This window comes from Acaryochloris sp. CCMEE 5410 (assembly GCF_000238775.2).
In the GTDB taxonomy this organism is placed as follows: domain Bacteria; phylum Cyanobacteriota; class Cyanobacteriia; order Thermosynechococcales; family Thermosynechococcaceae; genus Acaryochloris.
In genome coordinates, this window is the sequence record NZ_AFEJ02000002.1 from 861,863 (window position 1) to 886,427 (window position 24,565).

At 44.6% G+C, this 24,565-nt stretch carries 26 protein-coding genes, 1 other RNA gene and 2 pseudogenes; 13 read left to right on the forward strand and 16 right to left on the reverse strand.

Annotated elements, in window-relative coordinates; genetic code table 11:
• Together ON05_RS24775 and ON05_RS24780 are read right to left on the reverse strand one after the other, a co-directional pair.
• Positions 1-828, reverse strand: coding sequence for a pantothenate kinase (locus ON05_RS24775; RefSeq protein WP_010468406.1), 828 nt, complete (start codon positions 826-828; stop codon positions 1-3).
• A complete protein-coding gene (locus ON05_RS24780; RefSeq protein ID WP_010468404.1) occupies positions 812-1,246 on the reverse strand; it encodes an anti-sigma regulatory factor in 435 nt (144 codons plus the stop codon). Before ON05_RS24780 ends, ON05_RS24775 begins: the two co-directional genes overlap by 17 nt.
• A 232-nt stretch (positions 1,247-1,478) precedes the next feature.
• Between ON05_RS24780 and ON05_RS24785 the strand changes: the two genes are divergently transcribed.
• A complete protein-coding gene (locus ON05_RS24785) occupies positions 1,479-2,606 on the forward strand; it encodes a PP2C family protein-serine/threonine phosphatase (RefSeq protein ID WP_010468402.1) in 1,128 nt (375 codons plus the stop codon).
• A 22-nt stretch (positions 2,607-2,628) separates the two neighbouring features.
• Here the strand turns inward: ON05_RS24785 and ON05_RS24790 are convergent, their stop codons facing one another.
• Positions 2,629-2,955, reverse strand: a complete 327-nt coding sequence (locus ON05_RS24790; RefSeq protein WP_010468400.1) for an STAS domain-containing protein — start codon at positions 2,953-2,955, stop codon at positions 2,629-2,631.
• A 270-nt stretch (positions 2,956-3,225) separates the two neighbouring features.
• Between ON05_RS24790 and ON05_RS24795 the strand changes: the two genes are divergently transcribed.
• Entirely contained in the window at positions 3,226-4,098 is an 873-nt protein-coding gene (locus ON05_RS24795) for a phosphatidate cytidylyltransferase (protein ID WP_010468397.1), read from the forward strand.
• A gap of 760 nt (positions 4,099-4,858) precedes the next feature.
• Here the strand turns inward: ON05_RS24795 and ON05_RS24800 are convergent.
• The 5 genes from ON05_RS24800 to ON05_RS24820 all read right to left on the reverse strand — a co-directional run bounded on the left by ON05_RS24800 (position 4,859) and on the right by ON05_RS24820 (position 9,435).
• Positions 4,859-5,134, reverse strand: coding sequence for an HU family DNA-binding protein (locus tag ON05_RS24800; RefSeq protein ID WP_010468395.1), 276 nt, complete (start codon positions 5,132-5,134; stop codon positions 4,859-4,861).
• Positions 5,135-5,384: 250 nt separating this feature from the next.
• Entirely contained in the window at positions 5,385-6,260 is an 876-nt protein-coding gene (locus ON05_RS24805) for a M23 family metallopeptidase (RefSeq protein ID WP_039778620.1), read from the reverse strand.
• A gap of 460 nt (positions 6,261-6,720) precedes the next feature.
• A complete protein-coding gene (tnpA, locus tag ON05_RS24810) occupies positions 6,721-7,155 on the reverse strand; it encodes an IS200/IS605 family transposase (protein ID WP_010468390.1) in 435 nt (144 codons plus the stop codon).
• A 1,610-nt stretch (positions 7,156-8,765) separates the two neighbouring features.
• Positions 8,766-9,159: a transfer-messenger RNA gene (ssrA, locus tag ON05_RS24815) on the reverse strand.
• A 39-nt stretch (positions 9,160-9,198) separates the two neighbouring features.
• Positions 9,199-9,435 (reverse strand): type II toxin-antitoxin system HicB family antitoxin, encoded by a 237-nt coding sequence (locus tag ON05_RS24820; protein ID WP_010468388.1) that lies wholly within the window; start codon positions 9,433-9,435, stop codon positions 9,199-9,201.
• A gap of 112 nt (positions 9,436-9,547) precedes the next feature.
• Between ON05_RS24820 and ON05_RS24825 the strand changes: the two genes are divergently transcribed.
• From ON05_RS24825 to ON05_RS24845, 5 genes are all read left to right on the forward strand, one after another.
• Positions 9,548-9,904: a rhodanese-like domain-containing protein gene (locus ON05_RS24825; RefSeq protein WP_010468386.1), complete on the forward strand. Its 357-nt coding sequence runs from the start codon at positions 9,548-9,550 to the stop codon at positions 9,902-9,904.
• 29 nt (positions 9,905-9,933) lie between these two features.
• The gene (gene hrcA / locus ON05_RS24830; RefSeq protein WP_010468384.1) at positions 9,934-11,037 is read left to right on the forward strand and encodes a heat-inducible transcriptional repressor HrcA; all 1,104 of its coding nucleotides are present in this window, start codon (positions 9,934-9,936) and stop codon (positions 11,035-11,037) included.
• A gap of 202 nt (positions 11,038-11,239) precedes the next feature.
• Positions 11,240-11,398 carry a hypothetical protein gene (locus ON05_RS24835; RefSeq protein WP_012161729.1) on the forward strand — a complete coding sequence of 53 codons (159 nt, stop codon included), beginning with the start codon at positions 11,240-11,242 and terminating at the stop codon, positions 11,396-11,398.
• A 141-nt stretch (positions 11,399-11,539) separates the two neighbouring features.
• A complete protein-coding gene (aroC, locus tag ON05_RS24840) occupies positions 11,540-12,634 on the forward strand; it encodes a chorismate synthase (RefSeq protein WP_010468380.1) in 1,095 nt (364 codons plus the stop codon).
• Between the two features lie 21 nt (positions 12,635-12,655).
• A complete protein-coding gene (locus ON05_RS24845; RefSeq protein WP_010468378.1) occupies positions 12,656-13,360 on the forward strand; it encodes a histidine phosphatase family protein in 705 nt (234 codons plus the stop codon).
• 4 nt (positions 13,361-13,364) lie between these two features.
• Here ON05_RS24845 and ON05_RS24850 read toward each other — a convergent pair whose 3' ends face one another.
• The 3 genes from ON05_RS24850 to ON05_RS24860 all read right to left on the reverse strand — a co-directional run bounded on the left by ON05_RS24850 (position 13,365) and on the right by ON05_RS24860 (position 15,680).
• Entirely contained in the window at positions 13,365-13,868 is a 504-nt protein-coding gene (locus ON05_RS24850) for a hypothetical protein (RefSeq protein WP_010468376.1), read from the reverse strand.
• A complete protein-coding gene (locus tag ON05_RS24855; RefSeq protein WP_010468375.1) occupies positions 13,822-14,925 on the reverse strand; it encodes a chlorophyll a/b binding light-harvesting protein in 1,104 nt (367 codons plus the stop codon). The genes ON05_RS24850 and ON05_RS24855 overlap by 47 nt, the downstream gene beginning before the upstream one ends.
• A gap of 68 nt (positions 14,926-14,993) precedes the next feature.
• The gene (locus ON05_RS24860; protein ID WP_236618812.1) at positions 14,994-15,680 is read right to left on the reverse strand and encodes a tetratricopeptide repeat protein; all 687 of its coding nucleotides are present in this window, start codon (positions 15,678-15,680) and stop codon (positions 14,994-14,996) included.
• 446 nt (positions 15,681-16,126) lie between these two features.
• Here ON05_RS24860 and ON05_RS24865 point away from each other — a divergent pair, with 446 nt between their 5' ends.
• The 3 genes from ON05_RS24865 to ON05_RS24875 all read left to right on the forward strand — a co-directional run bounded on the left by ON05_RS24865 (position 16,127) and on the right by ON05_RS24875 (position 18,603).
• Complete coding sequence (locus ON05_RS24865; RefSeq protein WP_010468371.1) at positions 16,127-16,741, forward strand: hypothetical protein; 615 nt, start codon at positions 16,127-16,129, stop codon at positions 16,739-16,741.
• Between the two features lie 239 nt (positions 16,742-16,980).
• Positions 16,981-18,070, forward strand: a protein-coding gene (locus tag ON05_RS24870; RefSeq protein ID WP_262561528.1) for an ISAs1 family transposase whose coding sequence is annotated in 2 segments (ribosomal slippage) — positions 16,981-17,775 and positions 17,777-18,070 — 1,089 coding nt in all. Because the reading frame shifts where the segments join, the coding sequence is not laid out codon by codon here.
• A 161-nt stretch (positions 18,071-18,231) separates the two neighbouring features.
• On the forward strand, positions 18,232-18,603 hold the full coding sequence (locus tag ON05_RS24875) for a hypothetical protein (RefSeq protein WP_010473526.1): 372 nt from the start codon (positions 18,232-18,234) through the stop codon (positions 18,601-18,603).
• 27 nt (positions 18,604-18,630) lie between these two features.
• Here the strand turns inward: ON05_RS24875 and ON05_RS24880 are convergent, their stop codons facing one another.
• Positions 18,631-19,074 carry a Fur family transcriptional regulator gene (locus ON05_RS24880; protein WP_010473527.1) on the reverse strand — a complete coding sequence of 148 codons (444 nt, stop codon included), beginning with the start codon at positions 19,072-19,074 and terminating at the stop codon, positions 18,631-18,633.
• 425 nt (positions 19,075-19,499) lie between these two features.
• On the opposite strand from ON05_RS24880, the gene psbE reads away from it, so the two are divergent.
• Positions 19,500-19,772, forward strand: a complete 273-nt coding sequence (gene psbE / locus ON05_RS24885; protein ID WP_010473528.1) for a cytochrome b559 subunit alpha — start codon at positions 19,500-19,502, stop codon at positions 19,770-19,772.
• 12 nt (positions 19,773-19,784) lie between these two features.
• A pseudogene (psbF, locus tag ON05_RS24890) lies at positions 19,785-19,925 on the forward strand (cytochrome b559 subunit beta); the annotation flags it as partial.
• Positions 19,926-20,520: 595 nt separating this feature from the next.
• Here the strand turns inward: psbF and ON05_RS24895 are convergent.
• The 3 genes and pseudogenes from ON05_RS24895 to ON05_RS24905 all read right to left on the reverse strand — a co-directional run bounded on the left by ON05_RS24895 (position 20,521) and on the right by ON05_RS24905 (position 23,073).
• On the reverse strand, positions 20,521-21,717 hold the full coding sequence (locus ON05_RS24895; protein WP_010473534.1) for a family 10 glycosylhydrolase: 1,197 nt from the start codon (positions 21,715-21,717) through the stop codon (positions 20,521-20,523).
• Between the two features lie 25 nt (positions 21,718-21,742).
• On the reverse strand, positions 21,743-22,012 hold the full coding sequence (locus ON05_RS24900; RefSeq protein WP_139025762.1) for a hypothetical protein: 270 nt from the start codon (positions 22,010-22,012) through the stop codon (positions 21,743-21,745).
• Positions 22,009-23,073, reverse strand: a pseudogene (locus ON05_RS24905) (ISKra4 family transposase). The gene ON05_RS24900 and the pseudogene ON05_RS24905 overlap by 4 nt, the downstream one beginning before the upstream one ends.
• 462 nt (positions 23,074-23,535) lie before the next feature.
• Here ON05_RS24905 and ON05_RS24910 point away from each other — a divergent pair.
• The gene (locus ON05_RS24910; protein WP_010477769.1) at positions 23,536-24,174 is read left to right on the forward strand and encodes a TetR/AcrR family transcriptional regulator; all 639 of its coding nucleotides are present in this window, start codon (positions 23,536-23,538) and stop codon (positions 24,172-24,174) included.
• A 59-nt stretch (positions 24,175-24,233) separates the two neighbouring features.
• Here the strand turns inward: ON05_RS24910 and psaK are convergent, their stop codons facing one another.
• Entirely contained in the window at positions 24,234-24,494 is a 261-nt protein-coding gene (gene psaK, locus ON05_RS24915) for a photosystem I reaction center subunit PsaK (protein ID WP_012161712.1), read from the reverse strand.
• Positions 24,495-24,565: the final 71 nt, after the last annotated feature.

The following is a 24,565-nucleotide window of genomic DNA, read 5'->3' on the forward strand; positions in this document are numbered from 1 at the left end:
CTAGAAATGCAGCGACCGATCACCTTTCTGCTGACGTAAATGTAGAAGCCCTATCCCTTGGAGTTGGGGCTGTAGAATAACCCGGTCTAGTAGTTTTTGCACTGCTTTAGGTTTAGAAGCTTGCAATAGATAGCGATATAGTGTTTCGGAGTCTCCCCCCGTTAGGACAATTTGACTGGTGGGATACTGCTTTAGCCAGGCTGAGATAAAGTCAATCATGCCAGAGACTAAAGTATGCAAAATACCGCTTTGGATGGCTACGTCGGTCGTCAGCGACCATCGATTGGGAAGGTTTTGGGGTAAGGCAATGGTGGGTAACGCTGCTGTAGATTGCGAGAGCGATCGCAGTTGCAATCCCAAGCCTGGCAATATCGCTCCTCCCACACAGTTGGTCGATGAAGTGGCTCCTGTATAGGTCAGCGCAGTTCCAGCATCAATCACCAATATGGGCCATTGATGCAGGGTACCTGCAGTCCAGATTGAAAGCGCTCGATCCAGTCCAAAGGTTTCATAAGGATACTGAATCGGAATATCGGTGGCAGTAATGACTATGGATTGGGGATAAGTCTGCCAAATACAGGTTTGAGATGGAACAACAGAGATAACCCACAGCTCTGGCATAGTTACCTTAGAAGAGCAGTGGGCCATGGCAGGGGAATAGGCCTGCCACTCCTCCCAGGTGGAAGGGGATCTTGTTTGGGATATCTCCATGTGGCAGGTGTCCCAGGTCTGAACTAAATTTGACCCTTCATAATAAAACCAGTGCAATCGGGAGTTGCCGATGCTCAGAGCGATCCAAGGCTTAATATCCTCAGTGGATGGGCTCATTCAAAGACAGGTACTTAACGATAGAAAGACAGTTTTGGCAGTTGTCTATTCTTCGATATTGAACGTTATCAGCAATCCGGTTGATCAGCAGCAGCCCCCGACCACCGCCCATATCCTGGCTGGGGAAAGTAGGGTGATGCTGTAAATATTGGCGTAGATCAAAGGTGGGACCCTGGTCCCAAATTCGGATTTCCACATGGTCTAGCTCAATTCCCAGCTCTAACTGAATGGGGGTAGTGGGCGGTAGTGATTGATGGGCATGGCTCACCGCATTGGTAAATCCTTCTGCCAGTGCTATCTGGCACTCCAGCCACTCTTGTTCTGCGACTCGAGTAGGGTGCAGCTGTTGGAACCAGTCCAGAACTTGAGGCAGGTTATTGAGGTCAGAATTAACACTTAGATGATAGTGCTTTGGCATCTGCTATGAGGAGGTCAATCTCTCCAATTGCATGGGTCCAAGGCTATTGACATAAGAAGTGGTGTCGTTATTCGACCAGGCGACTTTAGCTTAATTATAGGGAACTCATCCCCCAAACATTAGCTTTCTTAGCAGAGATTATCCCCTTGCTAAACTTGAACGGTGTGGATTAGCCCTCGCCCTTGCGAATAAATTCACAATAGATGCTCAAATATGGCCTTGTGAAACATCTATGGTGAAAATTCTGATCATCGATGATGATCCCATTACCCAGCTCCTCTTACGCCGCACACTTGAAAAACAGGGGTATCAGGTGACTGTCGCCAGCGATGGTCAAGAAGGCCTCTCAAAGGCACAGCAACTCTGCCCTGCCTTAATCATCTGCGATTGGATGATGCCGGTATTGGATGGAATTGGCGTTTGTCAGAAATTAAAATCAAATCCACAACTTTCTGCCACTTTTTTTATTTTGTTAACGTCTCGATCTGATCTGGACGATCGAATTGCTGGACTGAATGCTGGGGCCGATGAGTTTTTAACAAAACCCATTGATATGAGTGAACTGCGGGCCCGTGTGCGGGCAGGGCTGAGGCTCTATCACTTAAACCAGGACTTACACGAACAAAAACAAAGGCTGGAAGCGGAATTGGCAGAGGCTGCCCAATATGTTCGTTCCATTTTGCCTGCCCCCCTACAATCACCGATTCAAATCCAGTCCCGGTTTATTCCGTCTAGTCAATTAGGTGGGGATTGCTTTGATTACTATTGGCTAACCCCAGATACGTTGATTCTGTATCTTCTAGATGTGTCGGGACATGGTTTAGGGGCAGCCTTGCCATCGGTATCAATATTAAATATGTTGCGATCGCAAGCATTCCCAGGCATCAATTACCAACATCCCCATGAAGTGTTGCATGCTCTCAATCAACGATTCACCATGAGCCCCGAAAACCCTAAATACCTCACCATTTGGTATGGGGTTTATCATCGCTCTCGTCAAGAATTAGTATTTTCCAGTGCCGGGCATCCGCCAGCCCTATTGATGTCAACATCAGAACCAGAGGTACAGACCTTAAAAACACCAGGACTCCCCTTGGGAATGTTTGCAGAATTTACCTATCAAAGTCAGAGCTGTAACATCACGCCACATCAAACCCTCTATATCTTTAGCGATGGGATTTATGAAATCCCTAAAACCAACAATCAACTGCTGGGGCTAGAAGGATTCTCCCATGTACTCCAACAGCTTCATCAAATAGGATCCCCCACAATTGAAACTATTTTGGACCAAGTACAAATATGTTGTAAGCACCAGCGCTTTACCGATGATTTAGCACTAATGCAAGTTGTCTTTCCGTAAGTACCGCCTGAGAACTAGAACTTCAAGAACCTAAAAGCCCACTTTGTTCGAAATGTTGCCGATTGTCGTAGATCTGAAACACTTGAGCGATTTCAGTCAACTGAAAAAGGGTCTTAACCTGCTGATTGAGCGAACAAAGCACGAGCTGACGTTCGGCTGCCCGCATAAATTTCAGGGCTAGGACCAAAGCACCTAGACCAGAGCTATCCATAAATGAAATATCTTGGCAATCTACCAAAACAATATCGGCACCCGCCTCAACTGCAGCTGCTACTTCCTGACGAAAGACCGCGCCAGTGACTCCGTCCAAAATATTATTCGGTTGTATGGTTGTTACATTGGGACGCATTGTTTACTTGGAGCATAACGATTCAACTGTTCCGCAGAAATCAGCCCATACGCAGATCTCACAAGCCATTATGGGGTTCATCGATCAACATCAGATGACCACAGTTCAAATGACGAAAAGAGCTGTTCCTCAGAATACTCTTTTTTTTTGGGATATCGCCAGATCGAATGCTTTTTGCTATCCTCTATGCATCTTCTCTCAGCTTAACTAGCTGCGGAGAAAGACATCGGCGTAGGATAATACCCCTGAGGGAAATAATAATCTACATATATGCCTTGGGCTCGTATCATTAGTGGACTGATTGCCATCGTTCTAGCGTTGGGCATGATTTTATTGGGTGGATGGTACTTTACCCTTGGTTTTTGCATCCTTGTCTATCTGGCTCAAGATGAGTATTTTGACCTGGTTCGGGCCAAAGGTAACCGGCCAGCTGGCAAAACTACCATGATTGTTAGCCAGTTGCTGTTGATCACCGCCACCATTAACGGCATGCTGGCTGATGCAGTTTTACCCGTTGCGGGAACCTTCATCTGTTTCTATCTGTTATTTCAACCGAAACTGGCCACTATTTCCGATATTTCTAGTTCAATCTTGGGTCTCTTTTATGGGGGATACCTACCCAGTTTTTGGATTAGATTACGATCACTAGGTACGCCAGAAGCCAGCAATTTACCTCTATGGGGATATTGGCCAGAACAATGGTCGAATATCAATTTGCTGCCTGTCGGATTAACGATTACCCTTCTTGCCTTTGGTTGTATTTGGGCTGCAGATATTGGTGCCTATACATTTGGTCGGCTATTTGGTAAAACCCGCTTATCAGATATTAGCCCCAAAAAAACAGTAGAAGGAGCAGTATTCGGAGTTTTAGGTAGCCTGACCGTTGCTATTATTGGTGCATATACCTTTATTTGGCCATTTTGGCTGTTTCTCGGAGCAGCCTTGGGGTTGTTGATTGGTGTTGCCAGTTTATTAGGAGACCTGACGGAATCCATGATGAAGCGAGATGCAGGAGTCAAAGACTCTGGGCAACTAATTCCTGGCCACGGCGGTATTTTAGATCGCGCAGATAGTTACGTATTTACGGCTCCCTTGGTTTACTATTTTGTCACCCTATTATTGCCTCTCATAGAAGCCATATAATTCGAGAGCTTTTATTAGTTAGTTCATAGCTATAATCGAAGTCAAGTTGGTTGATTGATAGCTGGATGGAAGGCTAAGATTCATGTAAACCATGCCAGCTCTATCTTTGACTTAGTTCAAAGACGTATATTGAATCATGGAGGAAGTTGTGGCTGTTTCCTTTAATATGAAGGATTGTCGCTATATGTACCTTCTTCAAATCAGGCAAGCGATTACTGCATAGTCCTTTCTGGCCAATACAGCTCTCCATAGAGATACATTGATTAAGAGTGGCTAAGCTGTCCTGGAACCAAATACAGGACAAAAACTCTGCTGTAACTTAGGGGATTAGATTGATGCCCTTGTACAGAAAGCATGTCAAAACTTTATTCTTAAAGCTTTGAACAGGGAAAGTTTCAAGGGGCTTATCTTGTACTTAGACTTTAAAGGTGGTGAAGCCTAGTACACCAGATGAAGTATAAAGTTGAACCAAAGCTTGATGCTAAAACTCTATGATCTCAGGTTTCAAGCTCTTGACAGAATAATTAAATTGTAGCCACCAGAAAAATTTGCTGAAGTATTCAGCCAAACTTGGAGTGACGGCATAAAAAAATGAGAGTAAAAGGAGTGATCGAGAACACCTTAAATTTCAATACCGATCGCATATTTTCCCAACAGAAAATTTGAGCGGATTAGTTTTAAGAGCTTAATCCGAACAGAACACAAACTATACTTTGGAACTGCTATCAGTTAGTTATTTAACTAAAAGACTTGAGTAAACTTATGGAGCAACTTTATCTTTAAACAATTTCCCAGCACTAAAGGCAGGAACTCTGGTGGCAGGGATTTTTAGCTTCTTGCCAGTTTGTGGATTACGGCCATTTCTGGCTTTGCGATCGCGTGGTTCGAAACTACCAAATCCGACTAAAGTAACTTTATCGCCATGGCTAACGGCATCGATAATGACATCAACCGCAGCACTGAGCGTAACGTCAGCTTGCTTCTTGGTTACTCCTGTTTTATCAGCAATAGCATCAACTAATTCGCCTTTATTCATTGAGTTATCCTCAAAACCTTGCGAGCATTCTATCTCAAGTTTTTAAAAAGTGAACAGATATAGCAAAGAAATTGCACAAAAGTAACAAAGAAAACCCAAAAAAGTAACAATGAGGGTATTGAAAGGTTGCTTCAATCTACCAATTTGCTGCTATTAAATTCTACCAATATTGAAAATACCTAACTTCTTTCAAATTGGAGATTTAGAATACATGAGCCTAAATTCAAATAACTGAGTAGAGATGGATAAATTAGCTAGCTTTACGAGCTAATGTGCTGCAAGAACCTGAAATCTGAAATGGAACAGTTTGAGAAAACCTTGCCCGACTACCTTGGCTTTGCACTTCAACATGTAAATGCGGACCTGAAGACCATCCCGAATTGCCACTGTAGCCTATAAGTTGTCCCGCTTTTACCCAGTCTCCAGCTTTAAGTTGGACCCGTTGTCGGAAACCTTGTTGTAAGTGAGCATATGCCGAGCGATAGCCATGTTCATGTTCGATCCAAACATAGTTAAACCTGGAGGCATTCACTCGGGTCCCGCCCGTGTCTGGATATTTATCTTGTAGTCTGATTACCCGCCCTGCCCGCATTGCATAAACAGGGGTACCAATTGAACTGGCGATATCGTAAGCATATTCCATCCGATTTTGATGAGTTTTACCACGAATTCCTTGAGATAGATATCCTCTTCCATTAAGAGGGTGGCAAAACCCTTTCAGGGGAGTGGCAACGGTTGGGGTATGGCTAGCTGCAATAGTGAGAGACAGTGGATCTGGCTGAGATACTTGGGATGTGGAGTTTAGAGCACCTCCAACATTAGATTTAGGCTTTAAACGCAGAACTTTCTGGTTCTCAGGAGATTGGGAACTGGCAGATTGAGGAGGTGTGATAGAGAAAGTGGGGCCAAGGGTACTGAGGGTTAGTAGAGAGCAAGCTAGGAAATTTCGACACCGTTGCTCAACTAAAACTTGCTTCAGCTGAAGTTGAGAAATATGACCCTGCTGAATCAGTATTTCACCTAACTTTTGTCCAGTCTGCTTTTGGATTTGGAGGGCTTGTTGTAATTGGAAGTCACTAATAAGTCCTTTTTGAATCAGGACTTTACCAATACGGACTAGATACATTTGTAACAAATGATATGTGATGGATGGGAGTAAATGGTAGCTAGAGAGAATGGTATAGCCAACTTCTCTCATTGTTTTCAACTTGAGGAATGTCAAGTATCTTGTACCAGTAGCTACACCTTAACTGGGCATCCAGCAAAATGAGATCCGAATTGATACGGAGGTATAAATAGATTTTTCGAAAGCTCAGGAAATTAGGAATATAAGCCGGTTCGTAAGGAGTGTATAAGGTAAAAGTCTTATTCAGCAAAGGGTAAACCATAAGTTAAAGTTGCCAAAAACAAAAAACCTTCACCGTAAAAATACTGTAAGTTTTATGCTTTTTTAGTTGGATTCTGAAACCTCAAACCCTGAAATAATTAAGAAAATATTAATACAGGTACTTAACGACTCTGCACTGAAAGTACAGAGGTTATTTATGGACTTTAAGTCCGATTCTTCTCAGGACTAAAGTCCTGATTCACTCCAGCATGAACATATCTACATCGTTATTTGACACGGGACGGTGATGCTCCAAATATTCTTCTACCATCCGTTCACTGATGTTACCCGTACTCCAGGCTCCATAACCTATGGCCCACAAATGCTTCCCCCAATATCGCTTCTCCAATTCTCGATACTCTTGCTGAAGACGTCTTGATATGCGACCTTTCAACCGCTTGACGATGTCACTAATCGATTTCGATGGTGGATATTCAATCAGCATATGAACATGATCTTTACTGACCACACCTTTTAATATGCGGATATCCTCTGCATCATATATCTGGATGAGTAATTCTCGGCATCGTTCTTGCACTTCCCCTTTGAGCACTTGATAGCGATACTTGGTGACCCACACGATATGAACTGTTAAACGGGTGACGGTATGATTCCCTCGACGATTCTCGACCATAGACTTCTGGATGCTGCTTCTCTATCCTGCTTTAGAGGTGGGTAGCAACTAAAGTCTCGCACTGAAAGTGCGTAGTTTTGGACTAGCGTGTTTAGGATAATTAAAGCTCTAACAGCCAAGACACTGAAGATGCTTAAATTGTTGTCGTTTATAGGAACTGTTGAGGCTGTTGTACGACTCGCAGGATATCTTGATCATCGCTACGATACACTGATTAACGTTCAATTATTCTGGAATGAATGGGCGAAACCTTTTGGATGCATTAACCTTCTTCTCAATTTGCTGTTTTTATGCAGAGCTTCAGTGATTCTTCATGGTGCGATGACATGAGCTATTGATTGAGTCTGTCTTTGCCCTATTTTTGATACAAAAACACTCGCGCAAACCAACCGAAGTGCGCGAGTGACAATCAACGTTCTAACCAATTTAGATAAGCTAATCTCAGTATTCCCACTCCTAGAAAAAAGAAAACTTTTTCTTTAGATATGCAACTTTAGCTTGCAAGGCCATGTTGCTAGGATCTGTGTCGATAGCGGCTTTAAAGGGTTTTTGATATAAAAATATCCCCTGCCGCACTCAGAGACAGGGGATAGTTCCCTTATTAACGAAATCAGGTTCGGTCTAATTCCAAAATCGAACCTGAAGCCATAGGATGAATTATGGCTTGATTAGATTATGCCCATAGATCGGTAAAAGATGGCTATATCAGAAAAATACTCACATTTTGTGTAGAAAATTAAACAAAAAAGGGGAGTAAGGCTTAGATAGTAGTGAATAGCAACCTGTGTCTTATGCTTGGATCTTAGTTCGGTGACAATTATGAATCTTCTTCGAATGCTGTTTTGATCCTCAATTTGAAGGTAACGCCAAGCATTTTGTGATTAGGCTAGTCATAGTTATAACTCCTAGATAAAACAGCTAGACTATCCAGATTAAGGAATAAGACAAACTAATTGTTTCATGCTGTTGTGGATAGGGTTAGATTTTGTTCAAAATTCTATAATCGTTGGGAAGCTTGGGGGGAGCATGTCACCTTTGCAGATGCAAAAATTTAGAATTAAAAATTTGATGTCTGAAAGCAAGGCTAGCAAGGATTTCTGAGATGAGTATAAATACTAGCTTGCAAAGGTGACATGCTCCCAGCTTGGGGACATTAACCTTTCCGCACATGATGGCTGAGAAGCTGATACCCAGTGGAAAGAGCTGATTGTTAAAAAGTTGAAGGTATTGTTCTTGACAAGTACCCAACAATAATTTCAAGGGTGTTGGACAGAAAGGGAGCTACCACTCTTGAATACATCAATCCTTACAAGGATGATTCTGTCTAACGATTTCTTACTGTAATTGACTTAATTCTGGCTAATTGGAATTAGCCTGAGAATAAGTGAGAGATTGAGCCACACGGTGTTTGTTTTAAATAGAATGGTAGTCATTCTCGACAAAGAGGAGCATGAAGATTGAATTCTGTTGCTTGAGGATCAGCCCTACCAATATAGAGCATGCAGATTCTATTGAATAGCCAAACTTGCTTAAAGTAAGGTTGCCAAACATATGACCCTGTATTGTAGAGGGTTTAAGGTGAGTTGCAGAACGCTATGAGTCTACTTAATTAATGGAGCTGACGGGAGTCGAACCCGTGTCCGCCCTAGCTATTAGCTCCCCATTCATTCACAGGCTTAGCTTTTCTAATCCTCAAAGCGGGAATCGCCACTTATCCCGGACGATGGGATGCTCAGTTGTAAGTCTTTACCATTAGAGACAACAGAGAAACCCTAGTGGTGCATCCGTTGGGGGTTATCCATAGAAATTAACGGAGTCAATCTACAGATGCTCAAACCAAGTTAGGTTTTTTTAGGCAACAGCAGTAGCCGTGCGCTGACGAGCGAAAGATACGATGTTGTTCGCATGTACGATGTTTTGAGTCTTTTATTTGCGAGAGATGACTCACTCTCGGCCTGAATCATGAGGCTACGTTTGCTAAAACGTCGAAACCGTTACAGCCCCAGGTTGTGGAATTACATTATAGTATCTTGACCACAGAGATTACATCATTTCTTTTGTGGATAGTTGAATACCGTCAATGATAGGGACCGGTAATTGTCGGGTTACTCTCGAGAAAATCCATTCTTCTAGAGATTCTACTAAGTCATGCCGGCATTGCTCTAGGGTGTCTGCACGGGCAGAAACCTTCTCGAACCCAGGTATTTCTCCATAGGTTGTGCCATCGGCAGCAGCAGTATATGTCGCTCGGGACATAACGGCTCGAATATAGTTAGACAATATGGATTCCACGTTCTGCTAAGCGTATGACAGAATAGGTCATACATAAATGAATAAATTGTGACAATCACTTTTTGCAAGTCACTACTCTTTAGTTATTGCCTTATCAACGATGTATTCACAAGATTTTTCTAGTATTCCCGAAATTGATGTAGAGACGCTAGCAGCTCAATTGAACGATGATGCAACTCGCATTCAACTCCTAGATGTTAGAGAACCTCAGGAAGTTGCGATCGCAAGTCTGAATTCATTCCAAAATATTCCTCTCAGTGAGTTTGCGGAGTGGTCAACTACCATTGGCCAACAGCTCGATCAGCATCAGGAAACCTGGGTAATGTGCCATCATGGCATGAGATCGGCTCAGGTTTGTGTATGGTTAAGTCAAAATGGGTTTACTAACGTCAAGAATGTCAGTGGTGGCATTGATGCTTATTCAATGAAGGTAGACACCAGCATCCCACGCTATTAAAGTCTGAACGCACTTTTTACCCAAGTTCTATGGACCTTAGCCTTACTAACCGTCAACAACAAGTTTTGCGGGCAACCGTGGATCACTACATTGCTACGGCTGAACCGGTCGGGTCTAAAGCTTTAGCACGAGAATATTCTTTGAGTATTAGTCCAGCGACCATTCGCAATGTGATGGGGAGGTTGGAGGAAGAAGGCTTGCTCTTTCAACCCCATACTTCAGCGGGTCGTGTTCCTTCAGACTTTGGCTATCGGCATTATGTGGATGAACTGGTGATGCCCTCAACCACATTGATGTCCCAGATTAAACATGCCCTCGATCAAAAGCTACGAACTGACAGCTGGATTTTTGAAGTGCTGCTTCGCGATGCTGCTCAAATTCTCGCGACCTTGAGCGGCTGTGTGGCTTTGATCACCCTGCCCCAAGCCACGACCTCCACTATCCGCCATCTCCATCTCGTCCAGGTTGAGCCCCATCGGGTCATGTTGATTTTAGTGACCGATGCCTACGAGACTCAGTCCGTGATGATGGAGTTACCCCACTCGACCTGGGATGAAGTGGATCCAGACCGAATTGAACAGGAACTGCAGATTCTCTCTAATTTTTTGAACCACCATTTTGTGGGAAGTTCATTGCAAGACTTAGTTGCGCTGGATCCATGTGAACTGGATCGGGAATTTCAAAAATATACTGATTTCTTAAAAATATTGCTGACGGATCTGACACAACAGTGTAAATCCCTCAGTCCTAAAAATATCTTAGTGGGTGGTTTAGCAGAGGTTTTGCGACAGCCTGAATTCTCTGAATTACAGCAGGCTCAGACCTTAATTCACTTATTAGAAGATGGCCAAGATCTGCTTCGACCTCTTTTTAATGAGTTGATGGCTGATGAGATTAAACAAGGGGCTGATGTGGTACATCGGAGTACGAAAGTCAACGTTCGCATCGGCTCAGAAAATAGCCTTGAGTCTATTCAGGCCTACTCCCTGGTCTCTTCAACCTATCAAAAAGGCGAATTGCCGATGGGAAGTGTTGGCGTACTTGGACCCACTCGTATGGCCTATGAAAAAGTCATTGCTCTGGTAACAGTGACCGCCGATTATCTATCTACCTGTCTCACCCAGGTCGCTTAAAGATTATTTTATTTTTTAGAATAAATATGACCTTCTGAGAAAAAGTCAGGTGGCATCGCTGACTTTTTTTCGAAGATTTCTGACCTTTTCTGTCTGTTTATTCTTACATTGCCTTGGCTATATTAGTGTGCATTGGGATTAGTATTTGGATTCAAGAGACGGTTATTTCCAAACTAGTTGGATCAAAAGTTGAGAGAAGTCTATGTCTAGTACTACTGAAATGTTGACAAATCCAAACGATCTTTCGCAAGAATTGATCAAGCATTGGCTTACAGAATTGACCAGTTACACCCCCCAACAGGTCGATACAGCCATTGCCCAAATGGAACAACTACGCACACAGACTGCTCAACATAACTAACCTTTTATTCCAACCATAACCAACGCTCTTGAGGAGAGGGAAATATTTCCCTCTCTTTTTTTGGCTATTTAACAAGGTCGAATGAGATAGTGAAGACAGGCAGCTTGCCCAGTATATGTTTAGCACGGTCAGATCAAGAGCATGGGAAATACCTTTGGACATTTATTTCGAATTACAACCTTTGGTGAGTCCCATGGTGGCGGTGTTGGGGTCGTCATCGATGGCTGTCCACCTCAAATTGAAATTGCGGTAGAAGACATTCAGTTTGAGTTAGATCGGCGACGACCGGGGCAAAGTCGAATCACCACGCCCCGCAAAGAAACAGATACCTGCGAAATCGTTTCGGGCATGTTTCAGGGAAAAACATTAGGAACACCGATCACCATTTTGGTGCGGAATAAAGATACTCGCCCCCAAGACTATAGTGAGATGGCCCAGGTCTATCGGCCGTCCCATGCTGATGCCACCTATGATGCGAAATATGGCATTCGGAATTGGCAAGGAGGGGGTCGCTCATCTGCTCGGGAAACCATTGGCCGAGTCGCAGCTGGGGCGATTGCGAAAAAGATTCTTCAGCAAGCGGCTGGGGTGGAGGTGATCGGCTATGTCAAACGGATTAAAACCGTGGAAGCGGATGTTGATCCGGATCAAGTGACCTTAGCTCAGGTAGAAGCTAATATGGTGCGCTGTCCCAACCCTGAAACCGCTGAGAAAATGATTGACCTAATTGATCAAACCCGACGGGATGCTAATTCGATCGGAGGTGTGGTGGAATGCGTAGCTCGTCAGGTGCCGAAAGGATTAGGCGCTCCTGTCTTTGACAAGCTGGAGGCTGAACTAGCCAAAGCAGTGATGTCTTTGCCTGCCTGTAAAGGATTTGAGATTGGCTCAGGATTTGCGGGTACTCAGCTGACGGGGTTAGAACATAATGATGAGTTTTATACCGATGAGACAGGTCGTATTCGCACCGTAACCAATCGGTCTGGTGGGATCCAAGGTGGTATTTCTAATGGTGAAAATATTGTGCTGCGGGCAGCATTTAAGCCAACCGCAACCATTGGCAAACCCCAAAAAACGGTCAATCAGGCGGGTGAAGCGACAACATTAGCGGCGAAAGGCCGCCATGATCCTTGCGTATTGCCGAGAGCTGTACCTATGGTGGAAGCGATGGTTGCTTTGGTGTTGTGTGATCATTTACTCCGGCATCATGCGCAATGCCAGGTGCTGACAGAGTAATCGTTAGGAACTCAAGCGATCATGCGATTGCTGTTGATTCGCCATGCCGAGACTCGGGGAAATACCCAACATAGGATGTTAGGGCAGTTGGATGAGCTGCTGTCGCCTCATGGGGTTCTGCAAGCACAGCTCTTAGGGCAATTTTTATCCCAGCAAAGCTGGCGACCGACGCATCTTTACAGTAGTCCACTCCAACGGACAGTGATTACGTTGGAGATGTTGGTGGCGGGTTACCCGGAGGGCGATGATTTCCCCCTAATTCAAACGGATGAGGCTCTACTGGAAATTGACAATGGCATTTTTCAGGGGCTGACTTGGCAAGAGGCCCAAGAGCAGCACCCTGAACTGTGTGAACAGTTGATGAATAGCCAGGAGGTAATTCCCATCCCAGGGGGGGAGACCTTGTCTGATTGTTGCGATCGCACTTACCGTTTCATCCACACCCTCTATCATACTCACCAATCTTCAGATCGAGTTTGGGTAGTAACCCATGGAGGAATCTTGCAATATCTGATTGCCGCTATCCTCGATACGCCCATGATTTGGGGCATCAATATCGGCAACACGGCTCTGTTCGAGTTCGAAGTTGCTTTGCCTCCTGCTTCTCAATCCAAACCAAATCCCCAGCTATGCCGCATTCATCGATTTAATGAATGTCCCCACTTAGCCAGAGATCAAAATAACTCCTCTGGAATGGGAAAATTTAGATGCATAGATGGGGAATAGGGAACTATCGAGTGGCAATATAGCCCGCAGCAATGGAGAGAAAAACGAGGGTACAGAATACCCAGAGGAAAAACAGCACCCCTGAGGAAAACCGGGGGCCTTCAGGGGAGGACTGGGGTTGTGCTTCCTTTGGCTCAGATTTTGCCGCCGGAGATGGGGACTCTGCTTTGGTGGGTTCAGGAGTGGCTACCTCAGCCTGTTCAGGGGGAGCCGTTGCTGCCACTTGAGGTGTTTCGGCATTGGGTTCAGAGACAACTTGATTATTGGCAGTGGCTGTCTGTTCTTCGGTCATGACATTACCTTTGAGTGGTTCAGAAAATTTTTTATCTAAAAAGAATGGCGTTGAGACCCTAATCGCTTTGGTAAAGCAAGCCTTGCCGCTTTTAGGCAAGATGGCTACCTTATGGGGATAGCCATCCTGCCAAGTTACGAGAAAGATAGCTCTATCAATCTCTGAAATGCTATTCGCCAGCAGGCTGAGCTGCTTCTGTAGGCTGGGAAGATTCAACTTTGAAAGCCGCACCAAGAGCTTTAGGGAGATTTTCAAACTTGACGCCCATGGCTCTGAGGCTATGGAATAGATGGCCCTGCAAGCAGTAGAAGCCAACATAGTAAGTCACATTGGATAGCCAAGCTCGGGAGCTATACACACCATCTCCTAACTCAACCGAGTCCTTGAAGTAAGGGGCAACGTTAAATTTCACTTCCAACGCAGCACCGTAAAACTCAACCGGATAGACAAAGGTATTGACCGCACAAAAATAGGCAGAAATAAATCCCATGATGGCAACACCGCCTAGGGATAAGCCAATCAGCCCATCAGCGCTATAGTTATCTCGTCGAGCACCTAGCTGTTGTTCCCAACTAAAGGGGGCGACATTAATATGCCAAATTCCGCCGAGCATGTCGAAGAGGCCAATTAAAATATGACCCGCGGCTAAATCCCCTAAATTATCGATAAAAAATGGATTAAATCCAGGCGTTGACCAACCATATTGGTAGATATGGGTAAAGTTCTCAGCCGTGGGGGTGACAGCATGAACCTCCCCAACGGTGGGGTCATAGATACCATGATTGATCATCCAGCCTGCAAACAGGATTGAAGCGAATCCAATAAAAAGGAGGTGATTGCCTAAGATATATCCCAACTGTTTTGGATCATCCCAGTCAAAGGCAAACCGTTTTGTATTTCCTCGGCCTCCTTTAGACAGGTCAGACGGCCCCACGGCAAGATGATAATAGCCACCAAATAGGAGAACTAAACTCGCAACCCAATGCACAAAGGCAATGGCAAAGTAGGGGAATGTATCCGTAACCACTCCCCCTGGACCGACGCCTATCCCTTCAGCTGCCATATGAGGGATTAGCACTAATCCCTGCTCATACATAGCAACATCGGGGTCAAAGACCTGTAATTCCGATAGGGTATTGAGCCCCACCCAGAACATAATAATGGCCGCTTGGAGAATATGGGCAGCTAACCATCTCCCTGAAACAGAGGGTTCAATTAAGCGGCTATTCCCTGCATACCAGGGATAGTCTTGGTTTTCAATCGAGGATTCCATAATGGTGTTCCAATATATAAATAAAAGAAAAAGGACAAAACGAGGGTTTTGAATATCGCTGCGCTGTATCAGTACGGAACAAGAGCGATTTGTGACTCTTGTTGTGAAGGGATAAAACCAGGCGCTTGTGGTCGCGAGTGATCGCGACGGTTTAGTTTTTTCAGGACAACATGACGATATTGCTGGGCCGCAACATCGTTGGGGTCGATCGCTAAAGATTTTTGGAAAGAGGCTAATGCTTCTTCATACCGTTCCAGCTTGATCAAGGTATCGCCCCGATTATTCCAGGCGAGAACCTGTCCACTAAATCCCCATTGCTGATCACCAATTAAAGCCATGTCACAGGAATCTAAGGCTTCGGGATATCGACCTAAGACAGTGAGAAGACCGCATCGGTTGGCCAAACCCAGGGAGTAATCGGGCTTCAGCAACAAGGCATTTTCAAAAGAAATCAAAGCTTTCGTATATTGACGAAAATCGAATAGCTTTTGGCCATGGTTGATCCAAGCTGCGGCTACATGGGGATTGATCTTCAAGGCTTGTTCACAAGCTGCTAAGGCATCTTGGCCTTGAAGATGTTCACATTGCTTGAACCAATATAGAAATTCTGCTTTGTCCGAGGTCGATGATGGTTCACCTTGAGGATGAGATGAGTGACTATCGGCACTGGGAAGCGCCATCGCTGCCGATGAACCATTCAAGAAAATGGCACCTGCTAGAAAAATGGTGATTAATCTGAGAGCAATGCGTTTCATATCTCCACCTTTCATGGGCACTGAATCCTGCAGACTTTGCTAGATTCTCGTTCTAGTCAGTCAAGGGTAGGATTCAGTTTTGCAGCAATAGTCTGATGCTGGGGCGGCGTGCAATAACCACGGCCTAGCCCTGAAAAAAAATAGGGAACTGAGTACTTACAGCTCCCCTTGCCATGTCTCTGAGAGGAGAACATTTTTTAGAGCGATCAATGATTGCCAGAATAGTTTTATTGAAAGTAAGTGTCAATAATCTAGATGTGCAGCTGTAATAAAACTCAATAATATTAGAGCTGATAGATAGCTTGGCAGCAGATTTATGCAGTAAAACTAACTATTCACAATGGATTTTGAACTTTTTGTCGATAGATGCGATTTTGATCTGTTGGCAAGCTTGTGTAATTATTGAGATATACTATCAATAAAAATTGTACAGAGGATTATCACCGATGATTCGCAATAGTCTCAAGCGTTTGCTGATCAGCGCTGTAGGTGTGTGCTTAGGTTTGTTGATGATGACTAATTCCGCATGGGCTACCACCTACTCCTTCAAGAGTGCTGGCAATATTGGAGATGAGGGAGTGATCTCTGGCAAGGTTTCCTATGACAAAGATACTGTGGTCAATGCCTTAAATAGTGGCAAAGATTTGGAAGGGTTAATGGGCAGCTTAACCATCAATGATTTGGGTAAGGATGCAAGATTTTCTTTTGAATATATTTCTCCCCATACGGGGGTAAAGCATACAGAAGAGACCATCTGTAATCGGAATATTTATGATTTGGATAATGGTCAAGACGGAAATTATTCAATTGGCGGCCAGGATGGTCCTTTCTTTAGCTTTGACAGTGGCGGCAACTTGTATTTGGTAGACTTCAAGTCCTGTGTTGGCGAAGAAGGTGGACTAGCCAGCTCAATTTCCAAGAGAGATCCCAAAATTGCTTATAGTGAGCTGGATGTGCAGTTTAGTCAATATAAGTTGGCTGAATTCGACTATATCGGCAACAAGCCCCCTAGATTTATCCAGAAAAATATAAAAATTAAGTTCGACAGAGAAATTGCTTAACCCATGTTCCATTCCTGGTCCAAGCAATTCCCCTTGGGCTGGAAAACAAACTGGTACGAGTCCGACATTTATCCATCGCACCCTCATTTCTGAAAATTCTCAGTTGCCTGGACTTAACCAATGGCGGATTAGGTGGGCTTGATAGTCTAAAACGCTTTAAATAGGTGCCCTAGCAGGGTTGTTTTACGTTCCTCCTAGAAAAAATAGGATGGTTCTACTGACCAACAGTAGAGAGACCGATGAGCCATCTAATCGATACTTTGAAGCAAGTCCCGGATTTCCGCAGTGCCCATGGCCGTATTCATCCGTTATGGCTGCTGTTGCTATTGATGGTGATGGGCATGCTTGCTGGATATCAAGGGTACCGTCCGTTAGAAACCTTTGTGAGCGATTATCGCCAGCCTTTAAGTGAGCTATTGGGGCTTGAGAGCCTCGAAGTTCCGTCTCACTGTACCTTTCGTCGAGTGATGAAGGGTCTTGACTTCCAAGCGTTGAGCCACCAATTTGAAGCATGGATGCTCTCGAAAGCCCAGACTCACTCTCCCGATAATTATGCAGCCTCCATTGATGGCAAACGGATTCGTCAGGGGCTGACAGATGCCAAGGGGAAGCAGCGTTTTGTAGGGTTGGTGAGTTTATTTGCGGTGGAAGCAGGCACCACCCTCAAGCTCGAAGCCCTCACTCAGGAGGATAATAGCGAAATCAAAGTCGTCCAGGCTTTGTTGGAAACCCTTCAACTCGATGGCTTGCTGATTACCATGGATGCCTTACACGCCCAAAAAACACTTGAGAAGATTGTGGCCTCGGGTAACGACTATCTTGTGGCGGTCAAATCCAATCAGGGAAGACTTTACGACCACCTCCAGACTTACTTTGAGTGTCTTAAACCCATGGCTGAGCACATCCACTCCGCCCAAAGTAGAGGACGAGATGAACATCGGTGTATACAGGTTTATGAGCCTGTCGGCATAGCCCTACAAGAATGGACAGCAATTCGCTCTGTGCTTTGTGTCCAACGATGGGGCACAAAGCAAAGGAAAGGAGTATCACAACACGGCCTATTACATCAGTTCAGCTGCCACCTCACCCCATCATTGGCAATCTCTGGTCCGAGAACATTGGGGCATTGAAAATCGGTTGCATTGGCCGAAGGATGTTGTTTTTGGCGAAGATGATTATCGACTCGAAGATGAACAAGCACTGCTCAATTGGTCAGTGCTTAGAACTATTGGGATTAATATCCTGCGGCTAAACGACTATCAATCCCTCAAAACCGCGATGACTAAGCTTGCTAATCGGGTCGATATTATTTTTTCGCTGCTAACTTAAAACAGCCCTGGGTGCCCTAGGCTTAAGCCATTGATTCTCCTCTAAAGGAAAGGGCTACTTACCCTAGATTAAAATGTGCTTTTACCAACAAATTGAGTTTCAATCAGAATAGATATATTTTCTGCTGAATGTTCCTCAGTTCGCTCTATAGGGTGTAATGCATGCACTTTCTTTTTGAAATTCCTGATCCGCCATACTTTTTGATTGGCATTGCTGCCCTCTGCGGATTTGCTTGTGGCAAAGCGTTTGAAGTGTCAATCAAACGCAAAACAAAAGAATGGTCGGAGGGATTATCTGAAAAGCCACTCAGGAATGTTAATGAACCCAGGTTATTTGTACCTTACCTAGGGATTTGTATTTGTAGCTGGATTTTTGTGGGTTCATCCTTAACGACTTTTGCTGTTACCTGGGCTGTTGGATTTACCATGTCTACTTTTGTGGTGCTATCCAGTGGGCTATTGGTGTGGTATCAGCTGGGAATACTTCTAAGAACTTTAGAGGAAGGCGGTTCAGAAGCCTTAGAAATTAAATAATTGGGTTCAGGCAAGAGGGGTAGATCGCTACCCCTTTGCAATTTTGCAAGTTGGGCAAATGGCATGAATCGTCAATTGACAGTCTAGGAGATGAAATCCAGATTGCTTCGCTTTACTTTTCCCCACTTTGAGGATGGAATCGCTTTTAAACTCAATCGTCTGATTACATTTGACGCATATCAGGTGATGGTGATGATTCGGGTAGGGTTGATTTAGCTCATAGTGCTTATGCCCTTCAGCGAATTCCAGCTCTCGGAGTATTCCCATATGGGACATAAGCTTAGTGTTTCTATAAATGGTGGAAAGGCTGATGGGGTTACCTTGTTGCATTAACAGCTCGTAGAGATCTTCGGCGCTGAGATGTTGCCCTTTCTCCAATTCTTGGAAGGCCGTCAATATGATTTCCCGCTGAGGAGTCAGTCGCCAACCTTGCTCATTTAATTCGGCTTTGAGTGAGCTAGAAGTATACATGTACCGTCCTGACAAGATATTTTCCTATGGGCCTGAGGGGATAGATGCCTGTATATAAGGGCAGCGGCTAGTGATAGCTGAGGTTGTGATGTTGTTTCCACAAAATCATTCCAAGTTAAAGAGCTGTGTCCAGGCTTAACAGTAGATAAAGGACAACACACTAGGCTGAGGTTTAGGGCGTTCAGTCTGTCTCCAAATTTACAACAATTCTCAATAAAAATTAAAATCATTGCTCATGAAAGGGCAAAAAATGGGCTGGTGATGACGATTGGCTCCTCGCTTCCAAGGGCTGGATTTGCGCCGTTATAGCTTTTACTTATCAAATCTCTAAATGAGAACAGAAATCATCTCTTGCATTATTGAAAATTAGTTGCAATAATAAGCCTGTGAATAAGAATTATTCTCAACTAAGTTAGGAGATGCTTATGGCCGGTGTAACAGGTGAGCGCCCGTTTGGTGAGATTATCACCGATTTTTCTTTCTGGAAGCTCCACGTTATTAATATTCCAGCTATTTTTATATCGGGATGGCTCTTTGTCAGTTCTGGGCTAGCATACGATGTTTTTGGAACTCCCCACCCTAATGAGTATTTTTCTCAGTCTGAGTCTCAAATTCAAATTGTGACGGATCGGTATGCCGGTAAACAGCAAATCGATGATTTTCGCAATCTTAGTCCAAGTCTTGATACCAACAATTAGGAGGCATTCGATATGACGGCAAGAACTCAGCTCCAGCGACCGCCCCAAAGGAAATATCCTATCTATACGGTGCGCTGGTTGGCGGTCCACACATTGGGCGTTCCTTTGGTGTGGTTCCTCGGTGCAATTGCATCTATGCAGTTTATTAACCGAATGGATGCCTATGAAGCTGTTACCCCAACGATGATTGCTGGAATTGATCTGCGGCTAGCCTTGGTACTGGCTCCCATCTTGTTCTCGGTTGTTTGGAACATAATCTTCTTTGGAGGTCCGACGTTGCAAGAACTCCAAGAAGTCTTACAACGCGAATAAGGTTGGCAAAACGACGCTAGCTTGACACTCTCTTGAGGCAGAAGGGGGTGTCTTTTTTTGCTTCTGTTGGTAGGTATGAACAAAATTTTAGGTGCAATATTATGAAACCGATCTTTTCAAACCAAGTTGTCTTTTTAACTCGATTGGTATGGATTAGTTTGGGATTGACCATCAGCCTGTTGGTGGAAGTCGTTGGCAAATCCTGATATACTGCCAACGGCTGAGGGCTTAACATTTCAGATTGAGCTACAACTCTCTCTACCAAGGAATTTTAAGCTCATCTAAAAAGTAAACTTTCAACTCGTTCGGAGTATAGCGATATTACACCTATTAATTATTGGAAGTTAATTGTTTGAGGGGGGCTCCAACTCCTAACTGGTTCAAGTCTGTCAGGATTTAATATCGGTGGTGATTCCACCCCATTTAAGTCTGTGAGTTACCCTTTATCAGCCTTGAGTACCAGATCTTTAACTTTGACTGCTGTTTCTTCAGGCTTACCGGATAGGGGAAACACTAAAATGCCTTTTATTTTAGGATCCTCGACGAGTCCTTGTAACCGGTGGAGCTGGTTGTCAGTAATGGCAATACCGACGTGGGCGTGAGCGTACTCTAATTCCTTGGCAAAATTAGCCTCGTTATAGGCTTGGACAAAGACCCGGTCCACGTCCCAGTTCTTCCAATCCGCAGCAAAATAGCGTTTGGACCAGTAAGGATTATGGTGACACAGATCGAAACTCACCTTGGGGTTTGCTTTTTTCATTTCCTTGATCATGCGCTGGGAAAATTTTGTGAGGCTGGCGGTTCGGTCCACCTTGCCTGGGAGTTCAGCGTGATACCCCAAATAGTCATCCCACTGCACCGCATCGATGGTGGGATATTTCTGCACAAACTCCACCGTAATGTCTGTGAATAGGTCTGCGACTTTCGGGTTGTCCACATCCAGGACATAATGCTCAATACCGCTATAGGTTTTATCGACGCCAGGGACCAGCCACTTTTCAGCCACAGCCCGTTTATAAACGGGGCTGTTTTTATCAATTTTGATGCCTTTTTCAAAGTAGGCATGCACTTGCATATCCTGCTTATGGGCTTCGTCGATGAGCCAGTCCAGCCATTGATCTTGAAATAGATTTGGGCAGCTAGGAAAACCCAACTGTTGGGCCATTACTTCGCTTTTATACATGGTGCAGGCATTGCCCCACACCCCATGCAAGATGGTGTTGAACCCTTGGGCGCGATAATATCGAACCCGTTCTCGAATGGTTTCTTCAGATGCGTTATTGGTGACTTGATATCGACTGAGATAAATTCCCCGCATCTTCTTCTGAGTCCAAGCCTTGGGAAATTCGATTTCCTTGGGCACCTCAACTTCGACCACTTCTGGCGTCGGCAGGGGTTCGACTGGTTTAATAGGGACAACACTGGGAGCCGGAGAAGGCGATGATGGATTGAGAGTAATTGGCTGGTTTAAAACGGGAATGGTAACCGTTGTATCTTTGGGGAAATATCGGCTTAGCTGTCGATTCTCTGCTTGGCTAAACCACCACCCTCCAACCCCTAAAACCAACAAGATCACGGAGAAAGGAATACTGCCACAGCCACAGCCCGGCTTTTTTTTCTTCTTTTTTGCCATCGAAGTATGAGTTGAACCTTACTAGTTATTTTTGAAGATAATCGTAAAAGTCTTCTTTAAAAACGAGGACTTCTTTGGGGCGCTTATGTTTGAAAAGCTTGAAACTGGGTGTAATCAGCGCAAAGCCAAATTGAAAGGATACACATTCAATTCCAGTCATAATGGCTGACTTGTCCATCGACTGAATCCATTGGCTTAACTTCTCCATGGACAGTCGTTTTAGCAGACTACGATTTTGGAAAATTGGATTTGCAGGTCGGAATAGAAGAATGCGATCGCAAAGGGAGCATGTCACCTTTGCATTCCAATTAAGCCATTGAGGTAAGCACACCGATGTGCCAGCACTTGCGGGACATTACTTTCATTCCACTGCGCCCCTGAAATTTTGACTCTGCGACTAATCTGCTTGATAGCAGATTCAACAGCCCCAGACCCAATAGAGCAGATTTGCTCACTCTGGTAATAGTCATAATTGACGATCCGATGCCGATGTTTGCGAACATAGTTGCAAAAGACTTGGGCCTGCTTTTTCTTCAATGACTCAAATAGAGCCAAGGTTCATCAACCTTCCCCTGCCATAAGAGCTGCTCAGCCTGGTGCAGACGTTTGAGGGACCCACCGACCTTATGAAGATTTTCCACCAGATGGTACCAGTCCAGAATCTCTCGCCGTTGCTCAGGTATGCTCAGCTGACGAATGATATTCCAAATGCCATCATGACCATCCCCTAAACAAGTCAGTGGAGAGGCTAACGGTTGCTGGTGAGTCCAGTCAATGAGCCGGGCATTATTGTGATAATCCGCGATGAGTCCCACATGCGTTGCCAGGGTTTTATAGTCTTTCCACTGACAAGGGTGTCCTAAAGGGGTGCGGATGCGCACTTTGCCACCATCTACACTCACTTCGGTTAAAGCTTCATGAGCCTGGGGGGTAGGAAACCGTTGTTGATGCACCAATCGCTGCTGGGTTTTGGCTGGTACCTGAATCCCAGTTAAATAAGCCACATCTTTAGCAGTTTGAGCATAGGAGACATTGGCACTGATGCGCAAGCAACAATTCTCTAAATGAGGACTGATTTGACGATAGGGGGAAACGGCTAGATGCTGTGCCTGTTGAGTTGTAATGCTTAGAACGCCCAAGGTGCTTTTCAGGCGTCGGTTGCGGCCTGCTGCTGTGCCAGTAGCTGTGCGGATAAAAATGACCGAGTTCGGGACTGACATGGGTCTGAATTTGCTGACGCACCGTCATCTCAATACCTTCTAGCGTCTTCAGGTTCTCTGGATCGCTTTCTTCGTACAGTAATTGGGCTATCGCATCAAGATGGACTTTGAGTTGAGCTGCTTTTTCGGAGTTCATTGATGAAGACTTCTGGGCAACACTTGTATCCTGAACGATTTCAAAACAATCTGCAAAGGTGACATGCTCCCGATCGCAAAGATGATTGGGAGCTTGATAACAAATATTCAACCCAAGCACACCAAAGTGATCCCTAATTTCAGAGGAGTCAGAAAGCATAGATGTTTTTGGTGTACACTTCAAGACTCGTCGAACTTGCTTAGGAGTCATTCCTATCTTGACTGGCCCAACACTCTCATAGGGTTTGATTCGGAAATTCATCAACCGTGAACCCAAAATCTAGCTCTTAGACGTTCTTTCTCAGTATTCCCCAGAGTTCTAAACGCAATTTCTTTGAAATGCTTTCGAATCCAAATCATTTATATTCAGAAATTACCTTCGTAAAGAAACACCAATGCTTCAGTCGGTTCTACAAAATTCATTGGACAATGTAAGCTAATCAGTTGCTTCAGGTCTGAAATCATGCAACTTTCCAGCCACTCCACTGCTCCACAAACTGACGTCAACCACCGTATTTTAGAAGCTGCCCAGCGGTTATTTGCCCGTCAAGGATTTGAAAAAACGACGACACGTCAACTAGCAGAAGCTGCTGAGATTGCTGAGGGCACCCTATTTCGGCATTTCGAGAACAAAAAAGCCATTTTGGTCGCAGTGGTCACCCAAGGCTGGAGTGAAATGCTGACAGACCTACTCACTCATTTAAGTGAGATGGGTAGCTATCGATCCATTGCCAAACTGATGCGTGAGCGTATGTTAACGCTTCCCAAACAGGCCGACCTGATGCGGGTTTGTTTTATGGAAGCCCAGTTTCATCCTGAACTCCGAGATCGAATTCAAGCTGAAATTATTTCTAAAATGACCAGCGTGGTGGAAGCCTTTATTCAAACGGGGATTGAGCGAGGAACCTATCGTGACCTCAACCCCCAGGTTGTTGCCCGTGTGTTCCTAGGGATGTTCATGATCGCTGGATTTAGCCAGGATACGCTGATGGATGAAGACCCTTCTCCAGGGTTTCAGCGAGAAATGGCCGAGACCTTAGCAGATATATTCTTAAATGGAATTCTGACGCAACCTGCCATACAAAAGCAGCCAGAGATCTGAGACCCTGACTGCTTGACCGAATCTAGTTGAGGTAACCCCTAGGCTTTGGATCTAGAGCGTTAAAGAACACCCAAATAGGTGAGTCCTAGAATCGCTCCAGCACCTAAGACATGACCAAACACTTGGGTCCCCAACACAGCATTGAAGCTAAACCCACCAAACAAGTTGGATGCTGGCATGCTTGGGCCAACATTGGGATATTGAATGCTGTACTTTGCGATCGCAATTGCCAAAATATTGGCTGCAATCATTACAACACCTACTGCTGGGGTCCAATTAACCGCGCGGACGGCAACCGTAAGAAAAGTTGGTGTGAACAATTTGTATGCTCCTTAACCCTAAAAATAATAATATTCAGTCTGAACTGAATGTTGATAAGTGCAATAAGAGT

Excerpts from the sequence above, each read along its gene's own strand:
- ON05_RS24775 (WP_010468406.1), bottom strand. The coding sequence starts at position 828 with ATGAGCCCATCCACTGAGGATATTAAGCCTTGGATCGCTCTGAGCATC.
- ON05_RS24780 (WP_010468404.1), bottom strand. The coding sequence starts at position 1,246 with ATGCCAAAGCACTATCATCTAAGTGTTAATTCTGACCTCAATAACCTG.
- ON05_RS24785 (WP_010468402.1), top strand. The coding sequence starts at position 1,479 with ATGGTGAAAATTCTGATCATCGATGATGATCCCATTACCCAGCTCCTC.
- ON05_RS24790 (WP_010468400.1), bottom strand. The coding sequence starts at position 2,955 with ATGCGTCCCAATGTAACAACCATACAACCGAATAATATTTTGGACGGA.
- ON05_RS24795 (WP_010468397.1), top strand. The coding sequence starts at position 3,226 with ATGCCTTGGGCTCGTATCATTAGTGGACTGATTGCCATCGTTCTAGCG.
- ON05_RS24800 (WP_010468395.1), bottom strand. The coding sequence starts at position 5,134 with ATGAATAAAGGCGAATTAGTTGATGCTATTGCTGATAAAACAGGAGTA.
- ON05_RS24805 (WP_039778620.1), bottom strand. The coding sequence starts at position 6,260 with ATGTATCTAGTCCGTATTGGTAAAGTCCTGATTCAAAAAGGACTTATT.
- tnpA (WP_010468390.1), bottom strand. The coding sequence starts at position 7,155 with ATGGTCGAGAATCGTCGAGGGAATCATACCGTCACCCGTTTAACAGTT.
- ON05_RS24825 (WP_010468386.1), top strand. The coding sequence starts at position 9,548 with ATGTATTCACAAGATTTTTCTAGTATTCCCGAAATTGATGTAGAGACG.
- hrcA (WP_010468384.1), top strand. The coding sequence starts at position 9,934 with ATGGACCTTAGCCTTACTAACCGTCAACAACAAGTTTTGCGGGCAACC.
- ON05_RS24835 (WP_012161729.1), top strand. The coding sequence starts at position 11,240 with ATGTCTAGTACTACTGAAATGTTGACAAATCCAAACGATCTTTCGCAA.
- aroC (WP_010468380.1), top strand. The coding sequence starts at position 11,540 with ATGGGAAATACCTTTGGACATTTATTTCGAATTACAACCTTTGGTGAG.
- ON05_RS24845 (WP_010468378.1), top strand. The coding sequence starts at position 12,656 with ATGCGATTGCTGTTGATTCGCCATGCCGAGACTCGGGGAAATACCCAA.
- ON05_RS24855 (WP_010468375.1), bottom strand. The coding sequence starts at position 14,925 with ATGGAATCCTCGATTGAAAACCAAGACTATCCCTGGTATGCAGGGAAT.
- ON05_RS24860 (WP_236618812.1), bottom strand. The coding sequence starts at position 15,680 with ATGAAACGCATTGCTCTCAGATTAATCACCATTTTTCTAGCAGGTGCC.
- ON05_RS24865 (WP_010468371.1), top strand. The coding sequence starts at position 16,127 with ATGATTCGCAATAGTCTCAAGCGTTTGCTGATCAGCGCTGTAGGTGTG.
- ON05_RS24875 (WP_010473526.1), top strand. The coding sequence starts at position 18,232 with ATGCACTTTCTTTTTGAAATTCCTGATCCGCCATACTTTTTGATTGGC.
- ON05_RS24880 (WP_010473527.1), bottom strand. The coding sequence starts at position 19,074 with ATGTATACTTCTAGCTCACTCAAAGCCGAATTAAATGAGCAAGGTTGG.
- psbE (WP_010473528.1), top strand. The coding sequence starts at position 19,500 with ATGGCCGGTGTAACAGGTGAGCGCCCGTTTGGTGAGATTATCACCGAT.
- ON05_RS24895 (WP_010473534.1), bottom strand. The coding sequence starts at position 21,717 with ATGGCAAAAAAGAAGAAAAAAAAGCCGGGCTGTGGCTGTGGCAGTATT.
- ON05_RS24910 (WP_010477769.1), top strand. The coding sequence starts at position 23,536 with ATGCAACTTTCCAGCCACTCCACTGCTCCACAAACTGACGTCAACCAC.